Below are 16,229 nucleotides of genomic sequence, written 5' to 3' on the forward strand. Positions count from 1 at the left end.
ACCATCGTGGTCCGACGCGAACACGGAGAGCGGGAGCATGAGCGACGAGGTCCTGGAATCGGTGCGGACGCTGCTGCCGAAGATCGCCGAACGGGCCCGGGCCACCGACGAGGAGGGCCGGGTGCCGGCCGAGACGATCCGCGAGCTCGCCGGGGCCGGGGTCTTCGGGATGCTGCGCCCCAAACGGTACGGCGGCGCGGAGAGCGAGCCGGTGCGGTTCTTCGAGGCGATCCGCGCGATCTCCGGCGTCTGCGGCTCCACCGGCTGGGTGACGTCCGTGCTCGGCGTGCACCCCTGGCAGCTCGCCCTGTTCGCCGAGACCGCGCAGGACGAGGTGTGGGGCGCGGACCCCGAGACGCTGGTGTCGTCGTCGTACGCGCCGGTGGGGCGGCTCGCCCCGGTGCCCGGCGGCTACGAGCTGTCGGGCCGGTGGAGTTTCTCCTCGGGCTGCGAGCACGCCGGGTGGGCGCTGGTCGGCGCCCTGGTGGTGGGCGCGGAGGGCCGGCCGGTGGACTTCATGACGGTGCTGGTGCCCCGCTCCGACTACGCGATCGAGGACGTCTGGGACACGGTCGGGCTGCGCGGCACCGCGAGCAACGACCTCGTCGTGGAGCGCGCCTTCGTCCCCGGGCACCGCACCATGCGCAACTACGACCTGGCGCAGCTGCGCGGCCCCGGGCAGAAGGTGAACACCGGCCCGCTGTACCGGATGCCGTTCGCCACGGTGTTCACCTCGGCGGTCGCCGCCCCCGTGATCGGTGCGGTGGCGGGCTGCTACGACTCCTACGTCACCGCGATGCGCGACCGGGTACGGCTCAGCCTGGGCGGCGGCCGGTTCGCCGAGGACCAGTTCGCCCAGGTGGCGGTGGCGCGCGCCGCCTCGGAGATCGACGCCGCGATCCTGCAGACGGACCGCAACGTGCGCGAGGTGTACGGGTACGCCGCGCGCAACGAGCCGATCCCGATGGAGCTGCGGCTGCGCGTCCGCCGGGACCAGGTCCGCGGCACCGAGCGGGCGATCGAGGCGATCGACGTCCTGTTCAAGACCGCCGGGGGCAACTCGCTGCGCCGGGGCAGCCTGATCGAGCGCGCCTGGCGGGACGCGCACGCCGGCAGCGTCCATGTCGCCAACGACGTGGAACGGGCCCTGGCCATGTACGGCAAGGGCGCCTTCGGCCTGACCGTGGAGGACAACCTCGTTTGAGGGCCGTCCCGGGGATGACCGGGGGTCCCACTCACCGGTACTGGAGCGCGTCAAGTCACGCAAGGTGCTGTGTATTGTCAAGTCGGCATCGAGACGACCCGGGAGCTACCGTGCCGAGGATCGCGGAGGGCCGGCCCCCGGCCGAACCGAGCTCGCCCGATCAGCGGGCCCGCCACCTGCGGATTCTCCGGGCCGCCGCGCACATCGGGGCCGAGAAGGGCCTGGAGCGGGTGCAGATGCATGAGGTGGCGAGGGCCGCCGGAGTGGCCATCGGCACGCTGTACCGGTACTTCCCGTCCAAGACGCACCTGTTCACCGCCGTGATGGCCGAGCAGATCGACCGGTTCCGCGTGAACATCCCGCCGGCGGCGCCCGGCACCTGTCCCGAGGACGCCGTCGGCGAGGTGCTGACGAGCGCCAGCCGGGAACTGCTGAGCCGGCCCACGCTGGCGATCGCGATGCTCCAGTCGTTGAATTCGGTCAACGCCGCCACGGGCGCCGACGCCACCCGGATCGACGCGACCTTCCGCGACATCGTGCTGGAACGGCTCGGGCTGGACGAGCCCACCGAGCAGGACGTCACCCTGGTCCGGCTGCTGATGCAGTGCTGGTACGGCGTGCTGCAGTCCGGCCTCAACGGGCGGGCCTCCATGGGCGGCTCCGAGAGCGACATCCGGCTCGCCTGCCGGCTGCTGCTCGCCTCCCGGTCGAACGCCTGACCTCCGGCGTCAGTCCTTCAGCGGGTCGTGGCCCCAGTTCATCAGGGAGTGCCGCCAGCGGGTGTCGCGGACGTCGCCGGCGGGTCGCTGGGCGAGGTGGCGGTGGACGTAGCCGACGACCCTGCGCATGTGGGCGATGTCGTCGGGGGTCAGCTCCGACCGCTTGGCGCGCAGCAGCTCGACGATCCGGCGGCCGGAGCGGTGGCCGATGGTCTCGCCGCCGTCCTCCCGGCGCCCGGCGTTCCGCGACTCCTCGGTGTCCAGCCACCGTTCCAGTTCCCCGGCCGTCATGTTGACCGCCTCGTCGAACGCCGCCTGGACGTCGGTGGTCCTGCCCGCCATCGTCAGCTCCGCTTCCTGAGCGCCGAGGGCCGGTGGACGGCCTCCTTGCCGCTCTTGCCGCTGCGCACGCGGTACTGCGGGTCCTCCTCGGACGCGGCGACCTCCCGGCCGGCCGCCTCGGTCCGCCCGGTGATCTCCTCCTCGACGGTGCCGGGCACCTCGGTGCCGTGGCTGCGCCAGGTGACCTCGTCCCCCGGAGCCAGGGCGTCGTCGCCCTCCCGGCCCTTGCGCCGCTTCGTCATGATCCCCCCGATCGACGGAAGTGACGGTTCGCCCCCCGCCCTACCCGGCGGTCTCCCTCCGATGCGGCCGCGGGCTGATCCTTCGGCCTTCGAGGTGCCAAGGGCGCCCTGGAGGCCGAAGGATCAGCTCCTACCGTCTTCAGCGCAGGTGGTGCCGGTCCGCCCAGGCGGAGAGGGCGGTGGCGATCTCCTCGGGGCGGTCCTCCGGGGCGTGGTGGCCGGCCTTGCCGCAGGGGACGGTTTCCAAGGCGGCGATGTGGGTCGCGCACCAGGCGGCCAGTTGCTCGCCGATGAGCAGGGTGGGTGAGCCCTCGAAGGTCATCAGCAGTTTGGGGACGTCCGCGCTGGCCGCGAGCCACGCGTCGTACGCCTCGATGCGGGTGACGAGTTCGGCGGGCTCGCCGCCGAGCGGCATCTGGCGGGCCCAGGCGAGGACGGGGCGGCGGCTCTCGGGGGTGGGGTAGGGGGCGAGGTAGGTCTCCAGGTCGGCGTCGTCCACGGGGGTGAGCACGCCGCCGGTGAACGCCTGGCGGACGAAGAGGTTCTGGTCGAGCACCATCTCCTCGCCGGTGCCGGGGGCGCGGAGGGTTTCGGAGCGTTTGCGTGCCTGCGGTGACAGGTCCGCCCAGGCCATCGGCTTGACGATGGCCTCCAGGAACGCCAGGCCGCGGACCCGTTCGGGGTGCCGGGCGGCCCAGTCGAAGGCGAGCGCGCCGCCCCAGTCGTGCCCGACCAGGACGACCTGGTCCAGGTCGAGGGCGTCGAACCAGGCGTCGAGGTAGCGGGCGTGGTCGGCGAAGAGGTAGGGGATGTCGGGCTTGCCGGAGCGGCCCATCCCGATGAGGTCGGGTGCGAGCAGCCGTCCGGGGCCCACGCGGGGCAGGACGTTGCGCCACAGGTGCGCGGAGCCGGGGTTGCCGTGCAGGAAGACGAAGGTCGTTCCGGTGCCGGTTTCGGTGTGGTGGAGGGTCGAGTCGAGCACGTCGATGTCGGGCATGTGCGTCTCCGTCGGTCAGAGGGGGTTGTCCAGCAGGGCCGTCAGGTCGCGGGCGAACGCCGCGGTCCGCGGGTCGTCCCGGCCGCCCAGCGGGGCCAGGAGCCGGTCCAGCAGCGTCTGGACGGTGTCGATGGCGGGCCGGACGGCCTCGTGCCCGCGGGCGGTGAGCGCGAGCCGCACCGCGCGGGTGTCCGCCGGGTCGCGGACGCGTTCGATGAGTCCGCCCGCCTCCAGGGCGCGGGCCAGCTTGGACACGTACAGCGGTTCCAGGCCGGTGTGGTCGGCCAGTTCGCGCTGGCTGGGGCGCAGCCCGGTGTGCTGCATGCCGTACAGCGAGGACAGCAGCACGTACTGGGCGTGGGTCATGCCCAGCGGCGCCAGTGCGCGGTCGACCGCGACCCGCCACTTGTTCGCCAGCCGCCAGACGAGATGGCCCGGCGTCGGGCCCTTCGGTGTGTCCGCCATGGAAATTACTGTACATGGATATTAAGTACATGGCTACTATTTGGTCCGGGGTGCCCGTCACATCGGTCGCGCGGGCGTTGACAGGTGATCACGGGGTGGTTGTAATGAGGGCGCGTGCCGCATGGCGCCGACCAGAGAGCAGTGGGCCGGTCGGCGAGTTGGCGAGCACCGTTCACCGAGGGGGCCATGCCATGAGTTCACACTCCACGGTCCGCGCCTGATCCAGCGCTCCCGCGCGCCCCCCGTTTCCGCGGTGCCCGGTATTTCACCCTGCCTGTCCGGCTCGATCGGCGTCCGTCTCCGACGGGGTTCGCGCGCGTTCGTTCACCGCACCGATCCCTGACATCTCCTGGAGAGCGATACACGCATGTCCGAGTCCTTCCACCAAGCGATCAGCGAAGAGTCCCGTGCCGGCGAGGAAAGTCCCGCGGCCGGGGACGGCCCCGGCGAGGTCGCGAACCTCGCCGACAAGCTCCTGGAGGTCCACACCTGGCTCCGGGCCCAACTGCAACAGGTGCGCGCCGAGGCCGACGCGTACTTCACCGGCCGGGAGCCCGGCGTGCCGCTGGGGCTGCAACTGCGGCAGCACTGCCTGGCGTTCTGCCAGGCCCTGGAGTTCCACCACACCGGCGAGGACGGGCAGGTCTTCCCCTTCCTCGCGGACCGGCACCCGCACCTGCGCGGCGCCCTCGACCGGCTGAGCGAGGAGCACCGGACGGTCGAGGGCGTCCAGCGCGAACTGGTCGCCCTGCTGGCCGACCTCGGCACCGCCGACCCCGGGCGCTTCCGCGCCGAACTGGACCGGCTGTCGGCGGAACTGACGGCGCACCTCGACTACGAGGAGGAGTCGCTGCTCCCCGCGCTGGCCGGGATCCCGTTCCCGCCCGCTCCCTGACACCGGCCGGGCCGGGGACGAGTTCGTCCCCGGCCCGGAAAGCCGCGTCCCCCCGGCCAGGCGGCCCTGGGGGGAGGGGCCGGCCGGCCGGGGGGCGGCGGGGTCAGGCGGGGATCAGCAGTTGCCCCGGACGGGAACCCCGTTGAAGCGGTCGTTGAGGAAGTTGAGCGAGTCGCCGCTGCTCCGCAGGATGCCGATGGCGTGCTCGGAGACGTAGTAGACCTTCCAGGTCACGTTGGCGCCCAGCCGGCACCAGTCCTTGCGCAGGGCCTCGGCCTGGGAGAAGGGGATGATCTCGTCGAAGAAGGCGTGCGGCTGGAAGACCGGCACGGGCGGCTTGGTGGAGCCGAGCTTGTTCTCGTTCAGCCGGTCCTGCCACACCTTGGTGGCGAGCGGGTCGGTGTGGGTGTAGTGGGTGGTGCGCTTGAAGGCGGTCTGGACGAACATGGAGATGCCCTCGCCGCTGACCAGGCAGACGTCCCGGGCCGCGTCCAGCAGCTTGCGGCCCTCGTCGTTGAGGTAGTCCGCCAGTTTCAGGTCGGGGTAGGCGGCGTCGTACCCGACGGCGGCCATCAGCGCGAAGGCCACGAACAGGCCGCCGTCGAGCGCCCTGGCGACCGCCAGCAGGTCGGCGGGGACACCGCCGGCGGAGACGCCCTTGAGGTTGAGGTCGGGTGCGTAGGTGGGGGCGAGTTCGGCGGCCCACCCGGCCGAGGTGCCGCCCTGGGAGTAGCCCATCAGCCCCACGGGGGTGTCGGCGGCGAGGCCGGCGCCGGGCAGCCGCTTGGCGGCCCGGGCCGCGTTGAGCACGGCCTTGCCCTGGGAGCGGCCCACCTCGTAGGTGTGCTGGCCGGGCGTGCCGAGGCCCTCCATGTCGGAGACCGCGACCGCCCAGCCCTTCTCCAGCGCGTCGCCGATGAACCCGCCCTCGTAGTCACCGCCGTTGGCGATGGTGTAGGAGGGTGCGCACTGGTCCCCGATCCCGCGGGTGCCGACCGCGTACGACACCAGCGGCCGCTTGCCCGAACCGGTCCACGGGGTCTGCGGGGTGAGCACGATGCCCGACACCGCGATGGGCGCGCCGGTCGCGGACTCCGACCGGTAGAGCACCTGCTCGGCGCGCGCGCCGTCGATGCTGCTGTCCACCACCCGCGAGCGGATGACGTCCCCGGGGCTTCCCGCGGGCAGCGGGGACGGGGGCGTGTAGAACGGGTCCTCGGCCGGGGTCGGGGCCGCCGCGGCGGTCCCACCGGGCAGGGCCGTCGTCAGCGCGGCGCCGAGTCCCACGACCAGTGCGGCGCGCAGTGCCCGCCGGGTGATTCCGAGGCGGCGAGTGCCGGCTCCCATCTGTGGCTCCCTTCCGTCGGCCCCGGACCGTCGTCGTGACGGTCGCGGGACCCGAACGTAAAGAAGCTGAGCGGTTGCTCAATAGCGGAAGTGGTGAGGACTTCCCGGCACTTTTCCGCGTTTGGTTGAGGAGGAGCGCGTCAACCGGCGCCGTTCGGGATGCCGGTGGTGTCCAGCCCGGCGACGCTGTAGGCCGCGTAGGTCTGGTAGGGGTCGCGCCCCTTGAAGTACGGGGTGAGCTGGGCGTCGAACTCCTCGACGGAGAAGACGTCGGCCGCGGCGGTGAACTTGTGCTCGACCGTGGGGGCGGCCATCAGCGCCACCATGTCGCCGTACACCACGAACACCTGGCCGCTGATTTCGTCGGCGGCGGGGGAGGCCAGGTAGCCCACGAACGTGCCGATCCGCTCGGGCGCCAGGATGTCGAGCGCCCCGTCGGGCCGGTCGTCGGCGCCGAAGACGTGCGCGGTCATGGCGGTGCGGGCGCGCGGGCAGATGGCGTTGGCGCGGACCCCGTACCGGGCCAGGCCCTGCGCGGTGGAGAGGGTCAGCGCGACGATGCCCGCCTTGGCGGCCGAGTAGTTCGGCTGGCCGGCGGCGCCGAACAGGAACGCCTCGGAGGAGGTGTTGATCACGCGGCCGTAGACCGGGCCGCCGGCCGCCTTGCTCGCCGCCCGCCAGTGCACCGCCGCCGCCCGGGAGACCGCGGCGTGCCCCTTGAGGTGCACGCGGAGGACGTCGTCCCAGTCGGGTTCGGTCAGGTTGAACAGCATCTTGTCGCGGAGCACCCCGGCGTTGTTGACCAGGATGTCCAGGGTGCCGAACGTCTCGACGGCGGCCTGCACTAGGCGGTCGCCCATGGACCAGTCGCCGACGTCCCCGACCACCGCGACGGCCTCCCGGCCGAGCGCCCTGATCTCGGCGGCGACCTCCTCGGCGGCGGCGCCGACGTCGTTGACGACGATGTTGGCGCCGCGCTCGGCGAGGGCCAGCGCCTCGCTGCGCCCCAGTCCGGCGCCCGCCCCGGTGACGACGGCGGTCCGGCCCGCCAGGCTGATGTTCGCGCTCATCCGTGCTCCCGATGCATGCGGTCTCTGCGGAGGGCCCCGAAGTTAGTACGCGTTCGCTCTCCGGTCGGGAGAAGTCCCGCTCAGCGGTTTCCGCCCGCCCCGGGATCAGCCGCCGAGGGGCACCTCGCGGCGGACGACCTTGCCGGTGGCGTTGCGCGGCAGCGGGTCGGCGGTGACGCGCCAGCGGGACGGGACCTTGAAGTAGGCCAGCGCCGCCCGGACGTGCGCCGCCAGCTCCTCTTCGGCGACGGCGGCACCGGGGGCGACGACGACCACCGCCATGACCTCCTGGCCCAGGTCGGCGTGCGGCACGCCGAGCACGATGCACTCGCGCACGGCCGGGTGCTCGGCCAGGACGTTCTCGATCTCGGCGGGGTAGACGTTCTCCCCGCCGCGCAGGATCAGGTCGGAGCGCCGGGTGGTCAGCCGCAGCCGGCCCTGCTCGATCACGCCGATGTCGCCGGTGTGCAGCCACCGGTCCGCCCGGATCGTGCGCTCGGTGGCGGCCGGGTCGTCCCAGTAGCCGAGCATGTTGAACGGGCTGCGCGCGCAGACCTCGCCCTCCACCCCCTCCGGCAGGGTCGCGCCGTCCGGCCCGCGGACCTCCACCTGGACGGTCGCGACGGGACGGCCCAGTGTGCCGGGCGCCTCGGCCAGGTCCAGCGGCGACGCCACGGTCACCGCCGTGGCGGTCTCGGTCAGCCCGTAGCTGTCGACCAGCGCCGCCCGGGCCGCCGGGAACGCCGCGCGCAGCCGCTCCTTGAACGCCGGGGAGGACGGCGCGGACGCCAGCGCGAAGTTGGTCAGCGAGGACAGGTCGTAGCCCGACAGGTCGCCGTGCTCGATGAGCCGGTGCGCCATGGTGGGCACCGCGCCCCAGTTGGTGACCCGCTCCTTCTCGATCAGCCGCAGCACCCGGTCCACGTCGAAGGCGCCCTGGTAGATGACGTTCGCGCTGCCGGTCGCCAGCCGCGGCACGGCGAGGTTGTGCAGCGCGGCGATGTGGAACAGCGGCATCGCCATCAGGTGCCGCCGGTCGGCGGGGTCGGTCGGGTCGCCGAACGCCTGGGCCAGGGCGTCGTTCATCCGGTGGTACTCCACCACGGACGTCAGGTTCCGGTGCGAGTGCACCGCCCCCTTCGGCCGCCCGGACGTCCCGCTGGTGTAGAGGATGACCGCGGGGTCGTCCTCGGCCGCGTCGTGCACCCGCAGGGGCGCGCCGGGGTACGCGCGGGCCAGCCGGGGGACGTCCTCCTCCAGGGTCAGCACGGGCGGGGCACCGGGCCCGGCCAGCGCGGCCCGGGCGGCGTCCGCGACGAGCAGCCGGGGCGTGGTGTGGCCCAGCGCGTACTCGACCTCGCGCCGCGACCACCAGGCGTTGTAGCCGACGGCGACGGCGCCGACGGCGACCGCGGCCCAGAACGCGACGACCCAGGCGGGCGAGTTGGCGGCGTTGATCGCGATCCGGTCGCCCGGCCCGACGCCGTGCTCCTCGCGCAGCGCCGCCGCCAGCGAGGCGACCTGAGCGGCGTGTTCGGTGAAGCTCAGCCGCTCGTCCTCGCTCACCAGGTAGTCGCGGTCGCCGAACCCGACCGACCCGGCCAGCAGCTCGCCGAGGTTCCGCCGGCGGTGCGCGAAGACCTGCATCGGGACGCCGTGGACCGCCTCCTCGCGCAGCTCGAACGGGCCACCGGGGCCGGTCAGCGGCGCCACGATCTCGGCCGCCGCGGCTCTCGGGTCCATGGGTGTGGTCATCGGGCGCCTTTCGTCCGCGGGGCGCCCATTGTGCGAGGCACGCCGGCGCGCGACACGCGGCCTCCCGGTCACCGGGACGCCGTTCCCGGTGACCGGGACCGCACGTCCGGAAAGGGCCCGGATGACCTTCACTGTGTGCCGCGCAGCGGAAGGGACGGATGCCGTGGGAAGTCTCGACGGGAAGATCGCGATCGTGACCGGGGCGGGCCAGGGAGTGGGGCAGGGCATCGCGCTCGCCCTCGCCGGGGAGGGCGCGGCCGTGGCCGTCCTCGGCCGGACCCCGGCGAAACTGGAGACGACCTGCGAGCTGATCCGCGAGCGCGGCGGGCGGGCCGAGCCGGTCGAGTTCGACGTGACCGACTTCGAGGGCGCGCCCGGCGTGGCGGCCGGGGTCGCGCAGCGGCTGGGCGGGATCGACATCCTGGTCAACAACGCCTACGCCGGAGCGTTCGGGCCGCTGCTGTCGCTGAGCGACCGCGCCTTCCAGAAGGGCTTCAAGACCGGCCCCTTCGCGGCGTTCGCCCTGATGAAGGCGTGCCACCCGCACCTGAAGGAGCGCGGCGGCGGCAGCATCGTGAACCTGGTGACGTCGGCCATGGTCCGCTGGGACCTCAGCACCTACGGCGCCTACGCCGCCGCCAAGCAGGCGCTCCGGTCGCTGACCCGCGCCGCCGCGGCCGAGTGGGGCCCGGACGGCATCCGGGTCAACTCCATCGCCCCGCACGCGCTGTCCCCCGGGCTGAAGTGGTGGATCGAGCAGAACCCCGAGGAGGCCGCGGAGTTCCAGAAGACCATCCCGCTCGGCTACATCGGCGACTGCGAGGAGGACATCGGCCGCGCCGTGGTGGCGCTCACCGGCCCCGACCTGCGGTACCTCACCGGCGCCACCGTCCCGCTCGACGGCGGGCAGGCCAACTTCGACTGACGGCCTCCCGGTCAGCGGGATTCCCGGCCGCCGGGAACCGCCTGCCGGACTAGTTTCGACGCTGCCCCGACCAGGTGCGCGGACGGAGGACCTCCTTGACCCAGCCGGCACCGCCCGACGTGCTCGCCCCGGCCCGGCTCGGCCCGGTCGCCCTGCGCAACCGCGTCATCAAGGCCGCCACCTTCGAGGGGGTGAGCCGCAAGGGCCTGGTCACCGACGAGCTGATCGACTTCCACGTCCGGCACGCGGCCGGCGGGGTGGGGATGACCACGGTGGCCTACTGCGCCGTGGCACCGGAGGGCCGGACGACCCGGCACCAGATCCTGTGGCGCCCCGAGGCGCTGCCCGGCCTGCGGCGGCTGACCGAGGCCGTCCACGCCGAGGGCGCCGCGATCTCCGCCCAGATCGGGCACGCCGGCCCGGTCGGCAACCCCCGGTCCACCGGCCTGCCCGCGCTGGGCCCGGGCCGGCGCCTCAGCGCCCTCTCCGGCGCCCTGATCCGGCGGGCCGGCCGCGCCGACCTCACCCGGATCGTCCAGGCCCACGCCGACGCGGCGACGATGGCGATCGAGGCCGGGTTCGACGCCGTCGAGATCCACCTCGGGCACAACTACCTGGCCAGCGCGTTCCTGAGCCCGCGGCTGAACCACCGCACCGACGAGTACGGCGGCTCGCCGGAGAACCGGGCCCGGTTCGCCCGCGACATCGCCCGCGCGGTGCGCGACGCGGCGGGCGACCGGCTCGCGATCCTCGCCAAGCTGAACATGGACGACGGGGTGCCCGGCGGGTTCTGGCTGGACGAGGCGATCCAGGTGGCCCGCTGGCTGGAGGCCGACGGCTCCCTGGACGCCCTGGAACTCACCGCCGGAAGCTCCCTGCTCAACCCGATGTACCTGTTCAAGGGGGACGCCCCGCTGCGCGAGTTCGCCGCCGCCATGCCGCGGCCGGTCCGGCTCGGCGTCCGGCTGTTCGGCGGGCGCATGCTGCGCAGCTACCCCTACCGGGACGCCTACCTGCTGGAGCACGCCCGGCAGGTCCGGGCCGCGGTGCGGATGCCGCTCGTCCTGCTGGGCGGGGTGACCGGGAAACCGGTGATGGACCTGGCCATGCGCGAGGGCTTCCAGTTCGTGGCGATGGCCCGGGCGCTGCTGCGCGAGCCGGACCTGATCAACCGGATCCGGGCGGACGCGGGCGTCACGTCCCTGTGCATCCACTGCAACAAGTGCATGCCGTCCATCTACCGGGGCACCCGCTGCGTGCTGGTCCCCGCCGGCTGAGGGGCGGGACCCGACGTGGACGACGCGACGATCGCCGGCCTGCTGCTCGCCCGCACCGGGGACGACCGGCCCGGGCTGCGCACCCGGGAACGGGTCTGGACCTGGGACGAGGTGGTCCGCGAGAGCGCCGCCCGGGCGGCCCTGGCCCGGGAGTTGCGCGCCGGCGGGCCCTTCCACATCGGGGTCCTGCTGGACAACGTGCCGGAGTACGTCTTCTGGCTGGGCGCGGCGGCGCTGAGCGGCGCGTCGATCGTCGGGATCAACCCCACCCGGCGCGGCGCCTACCTGGAGCAGGAGGTCCGGCACACCGACTGCCAGCTTGTCGTCACCGACCGGGCCGGGCTGGAACTGCTGGCCGACCTCGACATCGGGGTGGCCCGCGACCGCTTCCTGCTCGTGGACGACCCCGGATACCCCGCCCGGGTCGCGGCGCACCCGGACACCCCGGTGCGGGACCCCGCGGTCACGGCGGCGACGCAGTTCCTGCTGCTGTTCACCTCGGGCACCACCGGCGCGTCCAAGGCGGCCCGCTGCTCCCAGGGCCGGCTCGTGCAGACCGCCCGCTACGGCAGCGCCAAGTTCGACGTCGGGCGCGAGGACGTCGCCTACTGCTGCATGCCGCTGTTCCACGGCAACGCGCTGATGGCCCTGTGGGCGCCGGCACTGGCCGCCGGCGCGTGCGTCGCCCTGACACCACGGTTCTCCGCCACCGGTTTCCTGTCCGACGTGCGCCACCACGGGGTCACGTACTTCACCTACGTCGGCAAGGCGATCGCCTACATCCTGGCCACCCCGGAGCTGCCCGGCGACGTGGGCACCACCCTCACCCACGCGTTCGGCACCGAGGCGTCGCCGGAGGACCGCCGCGCGTTCCTGCGCCGCTTCGGCTGCCGGCTGATCGAGGGCTACGGCTCCAGCGAGAGCGGGGGCATGGTCGAGCTGGCGCCGGAGGGCCCGGCGAGCGCGCTGGGCCGGCCCGCCCACGCCGGAGTCAAGATCGTTGATCCGGAGACCCGGGAGGTCTGCCCGCCGGCCGTGCTCGACGAGCACGGCCGGGTCGCCAACCCCGAGGAGGCCGTCGGCGAGATCGTCGACGTTCACGGCGCGGCCCGGTTCGAGGGCTACTACAAGAACCCGGCCGCGGACGCCGAGCGGGTCCGGCACGGCTGGTACTGGACCGGTGACCTCGGCTACCTCGACGCGGCGGGCTACCTGTACTTCGCCGGCCGGTCCGGCGACTGGATCCGGGTGGACGGGGAGAACATCTCCGCGCTGCTCACCGAGCGGGTACTGCGCCGGCACCCGCAGATCATGGCCGCCGGGGTGTTCGCCGTCCCCGACCCCCGGTCCGGCGACGAGGTGATGGCCGCGATCGAGATCCCCGAAGGCGTCGCCTTCGCGGACCTGGACCTGCCGGGCTTCCTGGCCGGGCAGGCGGACCTGGGCCCCAAGGGCGCGCCCCGCTACGTCCGGGTCTCGCACGCCCTGCCGGCCACCGGCTCCAACAAGCTGCGCAAGAAGGAGATGCGGCTGGTGGGCTGGCGGACCGGCGACGACGTCCACCGCTGGGCCGGCCGCGGCACGCCGGAGTACACCCGGATGACCGCCGCGGACAAGGCCGCGCTGCGCGCGGAGTTCCACGCCAACGAGCGTCAGCGGTTCCTGCCCTGACCACCGCACCGAGGGGGAGAGGAGAGCGCATGGACCTACGCGAGACCGCGGAGCAGCGCCGGCTGCGCGAGGAGTTGCGGGCCTACTTCGCGCGCCTGCTGCCCGAGCACGAGCGCCGCCGGGTGGGCGAGGCCGGGGTCGGCGGCCCCGGCTTCCGCGACGTGGTGCGGCGGTTCGGCGCCGACGGCTGGCTCGGCATCGGCTGGCCGGTCGAGTACGGCGGGCAGGGCCGGTCGATCGCCGACCAGTACATCTTCTTCGACGAGGTCCAGCGGGCCGGGCTGCCGTTCCCGTTCGTCACCGTCAACACGGTCGGCCCCACCCTGATGAAATACGGGTCGCCGGAGCAGAAACGGCACTTCCTGCCCGGCATCCTGTCCGGCGACATCGTCTTCGCGATCGGCTACACCGAGCCCGGCGCCGGCACCGACCTGGCGTCCCTGACCACCCGGGCGGTCCGTGACGGCGACGGGTTCGTGGTGGACGGCAGCAAGATCTTCACCAGCGGCGCCAACACCGCCGACCACATCTGGCTCGCCTGCCGGACCGACCCCGACGCCGCCCGGCACCGGGGCATCTCGATCCTGATCGTCCCCACCGACGCCCCCGGGTTCTCCTGGAGCCCCATCCAGACCGTGGGCGGTATGGCGGTGACCGCCACCTACTACGACGGCGTGCGGGTGCCCGCCGGCAACCTCGTCGGCGACCTGAACGGCGGCTGGGGGCTGATCACCACCCAGCTCAACCACGAGCGGATCGGCCTGGCCGCGCTCGGCGGGCGCATGATCCGGCTCTGGGAGGACGTCCTGGAGTGGGCCCGCGACAATGGCGCCATCGAGCTGCCGTGGGTGCGCCGGGACCTCGCCCGCTGCCACGCCAGGCTGGAAGCGATGCGCCTGATGAACTGGAAGATGACCTGCGCGGTCGAGGCGGGCACCCTGTCCGGCGCGGACGCCGGCGCCGCCAAGGCGTACGGCACCGAGACCCACATCGACGTGCAGCGCACCCTGACCGGCGTCCTCGGCGCGGCCGGCCGGATCCGCCCCGAGTCACCCGGCGCGGTGCTCGCCGGGCAGATCGAGCAGCTGTCCCGGCAGGGCATCGTGAACACCTTCGGCGGCGGCGTGAACGAGGTCCTCCGCGACATGGTCGCCACCCAGGGCCTGGGCCTGCCCCGGTCGAGGCGCGCATGAGCGACTACGAGGAACGGCTGCAGGCGTTCGTCGGCCGCGAGCTGGCCGCGCTGCGGCCCGCCCAGGACCCGGTCAACCTGCCGATGATCCGGCACTGGGTGGAGGCGATGGGCGACACCAACCCGGTCTACCTCGACGCCGCGGCGGCCCGCGCCACCGGGCGGGACGGCGTCGTCGCCCCCGCCTCGATGGTCCAGGCGTGGACGATGCGCGGCTACGCCGCCACGGTGTCCCCGGACCGGTCGGGCGGCCCCGCGGACGAGCTGCTCGCCCTGCTCGCCGAGGGCGGCTACACCTCGGTGGTGGCGACGGACTCGGAGCTGGAGTTCCACCGCGAGCTGGTGCCCGGCGACCACGTGAGCGTGCGCGAGGTGGTCGAGGCGATCTCCGCGGAGAAGAAGACCGCACTGGGCGCGGGCCGTTTCGTGACCACCGTGCGGACCTACCACGACCAGCACGGCGAGCCGGTGGCCGCGCAGCGCTGGCGCACCCTGCGTTTCCGTCCGGCCGAGCGGGAGGGCACCTGATGGACTTCACCCTGGACGACGAGCTCGACGCGGTCCGCGGGCTGGCCGGCGAGATCTTCACCGACCGTGCCGACCCCGCCCGGATCCGGGAGGTGGAGACCTCCGCGACCCGGATGGACGGGGACCTGTGGGCCGAGCTGGGCAAGGCGGGCCTGCTGGGCGTCGCGCTGCCCGAGGAGTACGGCGGCGCCGGGCTGGGCCTCGGCGCGCTGTGCGTCCTGCTGGAGGAGCAGGGGCGGCACGTGGCGCCCGTCCCGATCTGGCCGGCCACCGTGGCGGCGCTCGCGATCGCCGCGCACGGCACGCCGGAACAGCGCGCCGCCCTGCTCCCCGGGGCGGTGGACGGGTCGGTTCGGCTGACCGCGGCGCTGGAGGAGTTCGGCCCGCACGAGGCGGCCGAACCGGAGTGCGCGGCCCGGCCGGACGGCGACGGCTGGCGGCTGACCGGGGTCAAGGCGGTCGTCCCGACCCCGGCCGGCGCCGCCTGCGTGCTGGTCTCCGCGCGCGCCCCGGCGGGCCCCGGGCTGTTCCTGGTCGCCGCCGACGCCCCCGGCGTCGCCTGGGAACCGGCCGAGACCACCGCCCGCGACCTGGCCGGCACCCTGACCCTCACCGACGCCCCGGCCCAGGCGGTCGGCGGCGCTCTCGGCGGCGTCCTCGATCAGGCCCGGGTGGCGGTGGCCGCGCTCCAGCTCGGCGTCGCCCAGGGCGCGCTGCGGCGGGCCGCGGACTTCCTGGCGGCCCGCGAGCAGTTCGGCCGCCCGCTGGGCACCTTCCAGGCGGTGCAGCACCAGCTCGCCGACTGCTACATCGAGATCGACGCGCTGCGGGTCACCCTGTGGCAGGCCGTCACCGACGTCGAGGACGGCGGGAACGCCGCCGCGTCGGTGCCCGTCGCCCAGTGGTGGGCGGCCGAGGGCGGGCTGAACGTCGTCCACCGGGTGCAGCACCTGCACGGCGGCATCGGCGTGGACGTCGACTACCCGATCCACCGGTACTTCCTGTGGGGCAAGCAGCTCGCGGGGACGCTGGGCGGGGCGAGCGCCCACCTGGCCCGGCTCGGCGACGCGCTGGCGGGGGGCGGCGCCCCGTGAAGCCCACCAGGACGTACCCGGAGGTGGCGGTCGGCGATGTCCTGCCGGCGCTGCCGATCCCGCTGACCCGCACGTTCATCGTCGCCACCGCCATCGCCAGCCGCGACTACCAGGACGTCCACCACGACCCCGCCCTGGCCGTCGAGCGGGGCTCCAAGGACATCTTCATGAACATCCTGACCAGCAACGGGCTGGTCGACCGGTACGTCACCGGCTGGGCCGGCCCCGCCGCGGTCGTCCGGTCGATCAAGATCCGGCTCGGCGCCCCCAACCACCCCGGCGACACCATGGTGCTGACCGGCACTGTGTCCGCCAAGCACGGCGACGGCCGGGTGGAGATCTCCGTGCGCGGCGCCAACGGCCTCGGCGACCACGTCACCGGCACCGTCGTCGTCGAGCTTCCCGGGGCCGGTGAGGCATGAACGCGCCCGGCGGCTTCCCGGAGCCGGCCCGGGGCGCCCGCCTTGCCGGGCGATGGGTGGACCGGCCCGGGCCGGCCGGCCGCC

17 protein-coding genes are annotated in these 16,229 nt (G+C 73.8%); 10 read left to right on the forward strand and 7 right to left on the reverse strand.

Going from position 1 to position 16,229, the window contains the following annotated elements:
* The first annotated feature begins 37 nt into the window (after nt 1-37).
* Nucleotides 38-1,204, forward strand: coding sequence for a 3-hydroxy-9,10-secoandrosta-1,3,5(10)-triene-9,17-dione monooxygenase oxygenase subunit (gene hsaA, locus DPM19_RS20050; protein ID WP_111869489.1), 1,167 nt, complete (start codon nt 38-40; stop codon nt 1,202-1,204).
* Nucleotides 1,205-1,314: 110 nt separating this feature from the next.
* The gene (locus DPM19_RS20055; protein WP_111869490.1) at nt 1,315-1,923 is read left to right on the forward strand and encodes a TetR family transcriptional regulator; all 609 of its coding nucleotides are present in this window, start codon (nt 1,315-1,317) and stop codon (nt 1,921-1,923) included.
* Between the two features lie 9 nt (nt 1,924-1,932).
* On the opposite strand, the gene DPM19_RS20060 is transcribed toward DPM19_RS20055, so the two are convergent.
* The 4 genes from DPM19_RS20060 to DPM19_RS20075 form a co-directional block, all read right to left on the reverse strand.
* A complete protein-coding gene (locus DPM19_RS20060; RefSeq protein WP_111869491.1) occupies nt 1,933-2,265 on the reverse strand; it encodes a DUF3140 domain-containing protein in 333 nt (110 codons plus the stop codon).
* A 2-nt stretch (nt 2,266-2,267) separates the two neighbouring features.
* On the reverse strand, nt 2,268-2,507 hold the full coding sequence (locus DPM19_RS20065; protein WP_111869492.1) for a hypervirulence associated TUDOR domain-containing protein: 240 nt from the start codon (nt 2,505-2,507) through the stop codon (nt 2,268-2,270).
* 139 nt (nt 2,508-2,646) lie between these two features.
* Complete coding sequence (locus DPM19_RS20070; protein ID WP_111869493.1) at nt 2,647-3,504, reverse strand: haloalkane dehalogenase; 858 nt, start codon at nt 3,502-3,504, stop codon at nt 2,647-2,649.
* Nucleotides 3,505-3,519: 15 nt separating this feature from the next.
* Nucleotides 3,520-3,969: a MarR family winged helix-turn-helix transcriptional regulator gene (locus tag DPM19_RS20075; RefSeq protein ID WP_111869494.1), complete on the reverse strand. Its 450-nt coding sequence runs from the start codon at nt 3,967-3,969 to the stop codon at nt 3,520-3,522.
* 367 nt (nt 3,970-4,336) lie between these two features.
* On the opposite strand from DPM19_RS20075, the gene DPM19_RS20080 reads away from it, so the two are divergent.
* Nucleotides 4,337-4,864, forward strand: a complete 528-nt coding sequence (locus tag DPM19_RS20080) for a hemerythrin domain-containing protein (RefSeq protein ID WP_111869495.1) — start codon at nt 4,337-4,339, stop codon at nt 4,862-4,864.
* A gap of 114 nt (nt 4,865-4,978) precedes the next feature.
* Here the strand turns inward: DPM19_RS20080 and DPM19_RS20085 are convergent, their stop codons facing one another.
* The 3 genes from DPM19_RS20085 to DPM19_RS20095 all read right to left on the reverse strand — a co-directional run bounded on the left by DPM19_RS20085 (nt 4,979) and on the right by DPM19_RS20095 (nt 9,036).
* On the reverse strand, nt 4,979-6,211 hold the full coding sequence (locus DPM19_RS20085; RefSeq protein WP_111869496.1) for a lipase family protein: 1,233 nt from the start codon (nt 6,209-6,211) through the stop codon (nt 4,979-4,981).
* A gap of 140 nt (nt 6,212-6,351) precedes the next feature.
* The gene (locus tag DPM19_RS20090; RefSeq protein ID WP_111869497.1) at nt 6,352-7,281 is read right to left on the reverse strand and encodes a 3-oxoacyl-ACP reductase; all 930 of its coding nucleotides are present in this window, start codon (nt 7,279-7,281) and stop codon (nt 6,352-6,354) included.
* A 105-nt stretch (nt 7,282-7,386) separates the two neighbouring features.
* Nucleotides 7,387-9,036 carry a class I adenylate-forming enzyme family protein gene (locus DPM19_RS20095; RefSeq protein ID WP_111869498.1) on the reverse strand — a complete coding sequence of 550 codons (1,650 nt, stop codon included), beginning with the start codon at nt 9,034-9,036 and terminating at the stop codon, nt 7,387-7,389.
* Nucleotides 9,037-9,199: 163 nt separating this feature from the next.
* Between DPM19_RS20095 and DPM19_RS20100 the strand changes: the two genes are divergently transcribed.
* The 7 genes from DPM19_RS20100 to DPM19_RS20130 all read left to right on the forward strand — a co-directional run bounded on the left by DPM19_RS20100 (nt 9,200) and on the right by DPM19_RS20130 (nt 16,145).
* Nucleotides 9,200-9,961 (forward strand): SDR family NAD(P)-dependent oxidoreductase, encoded by a 762-nt coding sequence (locus tag DPM19_RS20100; protein ID WP_111869499.1) that lies wholly within the window; start codon nt 9,200-9,202, stop codon nt 9,959-9,961.
* Nucleotides 9,962-10,056: 95 nt separating this feature from the next.
* Nucleotides 10,057-11,238 carry an NADH:flavin oxidoreductase gene (locus DPM19_RS20105; protein WP_111869500.1) on the forward strand — a complete coding sequence of 394 codons (1,182 nt, stop codon included), beginning with the start codon at nt 10,057-10,059 and terminating at the stop codon, nt 11,236-11,238.
* Nucleotides 11,239-11,253: 15 nt separating this feature from the next.
* Complete coding sequence (locus DPM19_RS20110; protein ID WP_111869501.1) at nt 11,254-12,909, forward strand: AMP-binding protein; 1,656 nt, start codon at nt 11,254-11,256, stop codon at nt 12,907-12,909.
* Between the two features lie 29 nt (nt 12,910-12,938).
* On the forward strand, nt 12,939-14,102 hold the full coding sequence (locus tag DPM19_RS20115; protein WP_111869502.1) for an acyl-CoA dehydrogenase family protein: 1,164 nt from the start codon (nt 12,939-12,941) through the stop codon (nt 14,100-14,102).
* On the forward strand, nt 14,099-14,629 hold the full coding sequence (locus tag DPM19_RS20120; RefSeq protein ID WP_111869503.1) for an FAS1-like dehydratase domain-containing protein: 531 nt from the start codon (nt 14,099-14,101) through the stop codon (nt 14,627-14,629). The genes DPM19_RS20115 and DPM19_RS20120 overlap by 4 nt, the downstream gene beginning before the upstream one ends.
* Nucleotides 14,629-15,723, forward strand: coding sequence for an acyl-CoA dehydrogenase family protein (locus DPM19_RS20125; protein WP_111869504.1), 1,095 nt, complete (start codon nt 14,629-14,631; stop codon nt 15,721-15,723). Before DPM19_RS20120 ends, DPM19_RS20125 begins: the two co-directional genes overlap by 1 nt.
* On the forward strand, nt 15,720-16,145 hold the full coding sequence (locus DPM19_RS20130) for a MaoC family dehydratase (RefSeq protein WP_111869505.1): 426 nt from the start codon (nt 15,720-15,722) through the stop codon (nt 16,143-16,145). The genes DPM19_RS20125 and DPM19_RS20130 overlap by 4 nt, the downstream gene beginning before the upstream one ends.
* The last annotated feature ends 84 nt before the right edge of the window (nt 16,146-16,229 follow it).

This window comes from Actinomadura craniellae (genome assembly GCF_003289645.1).
In the GTDB taxonomy this organism is placed as follows: domain Bacteria; phylum Actinomycetota; class Actinomycetes; order Streptosporangiales; family Streptosporangiaceae; genus Actinomadura_D; species Actinomadura_D craniellae.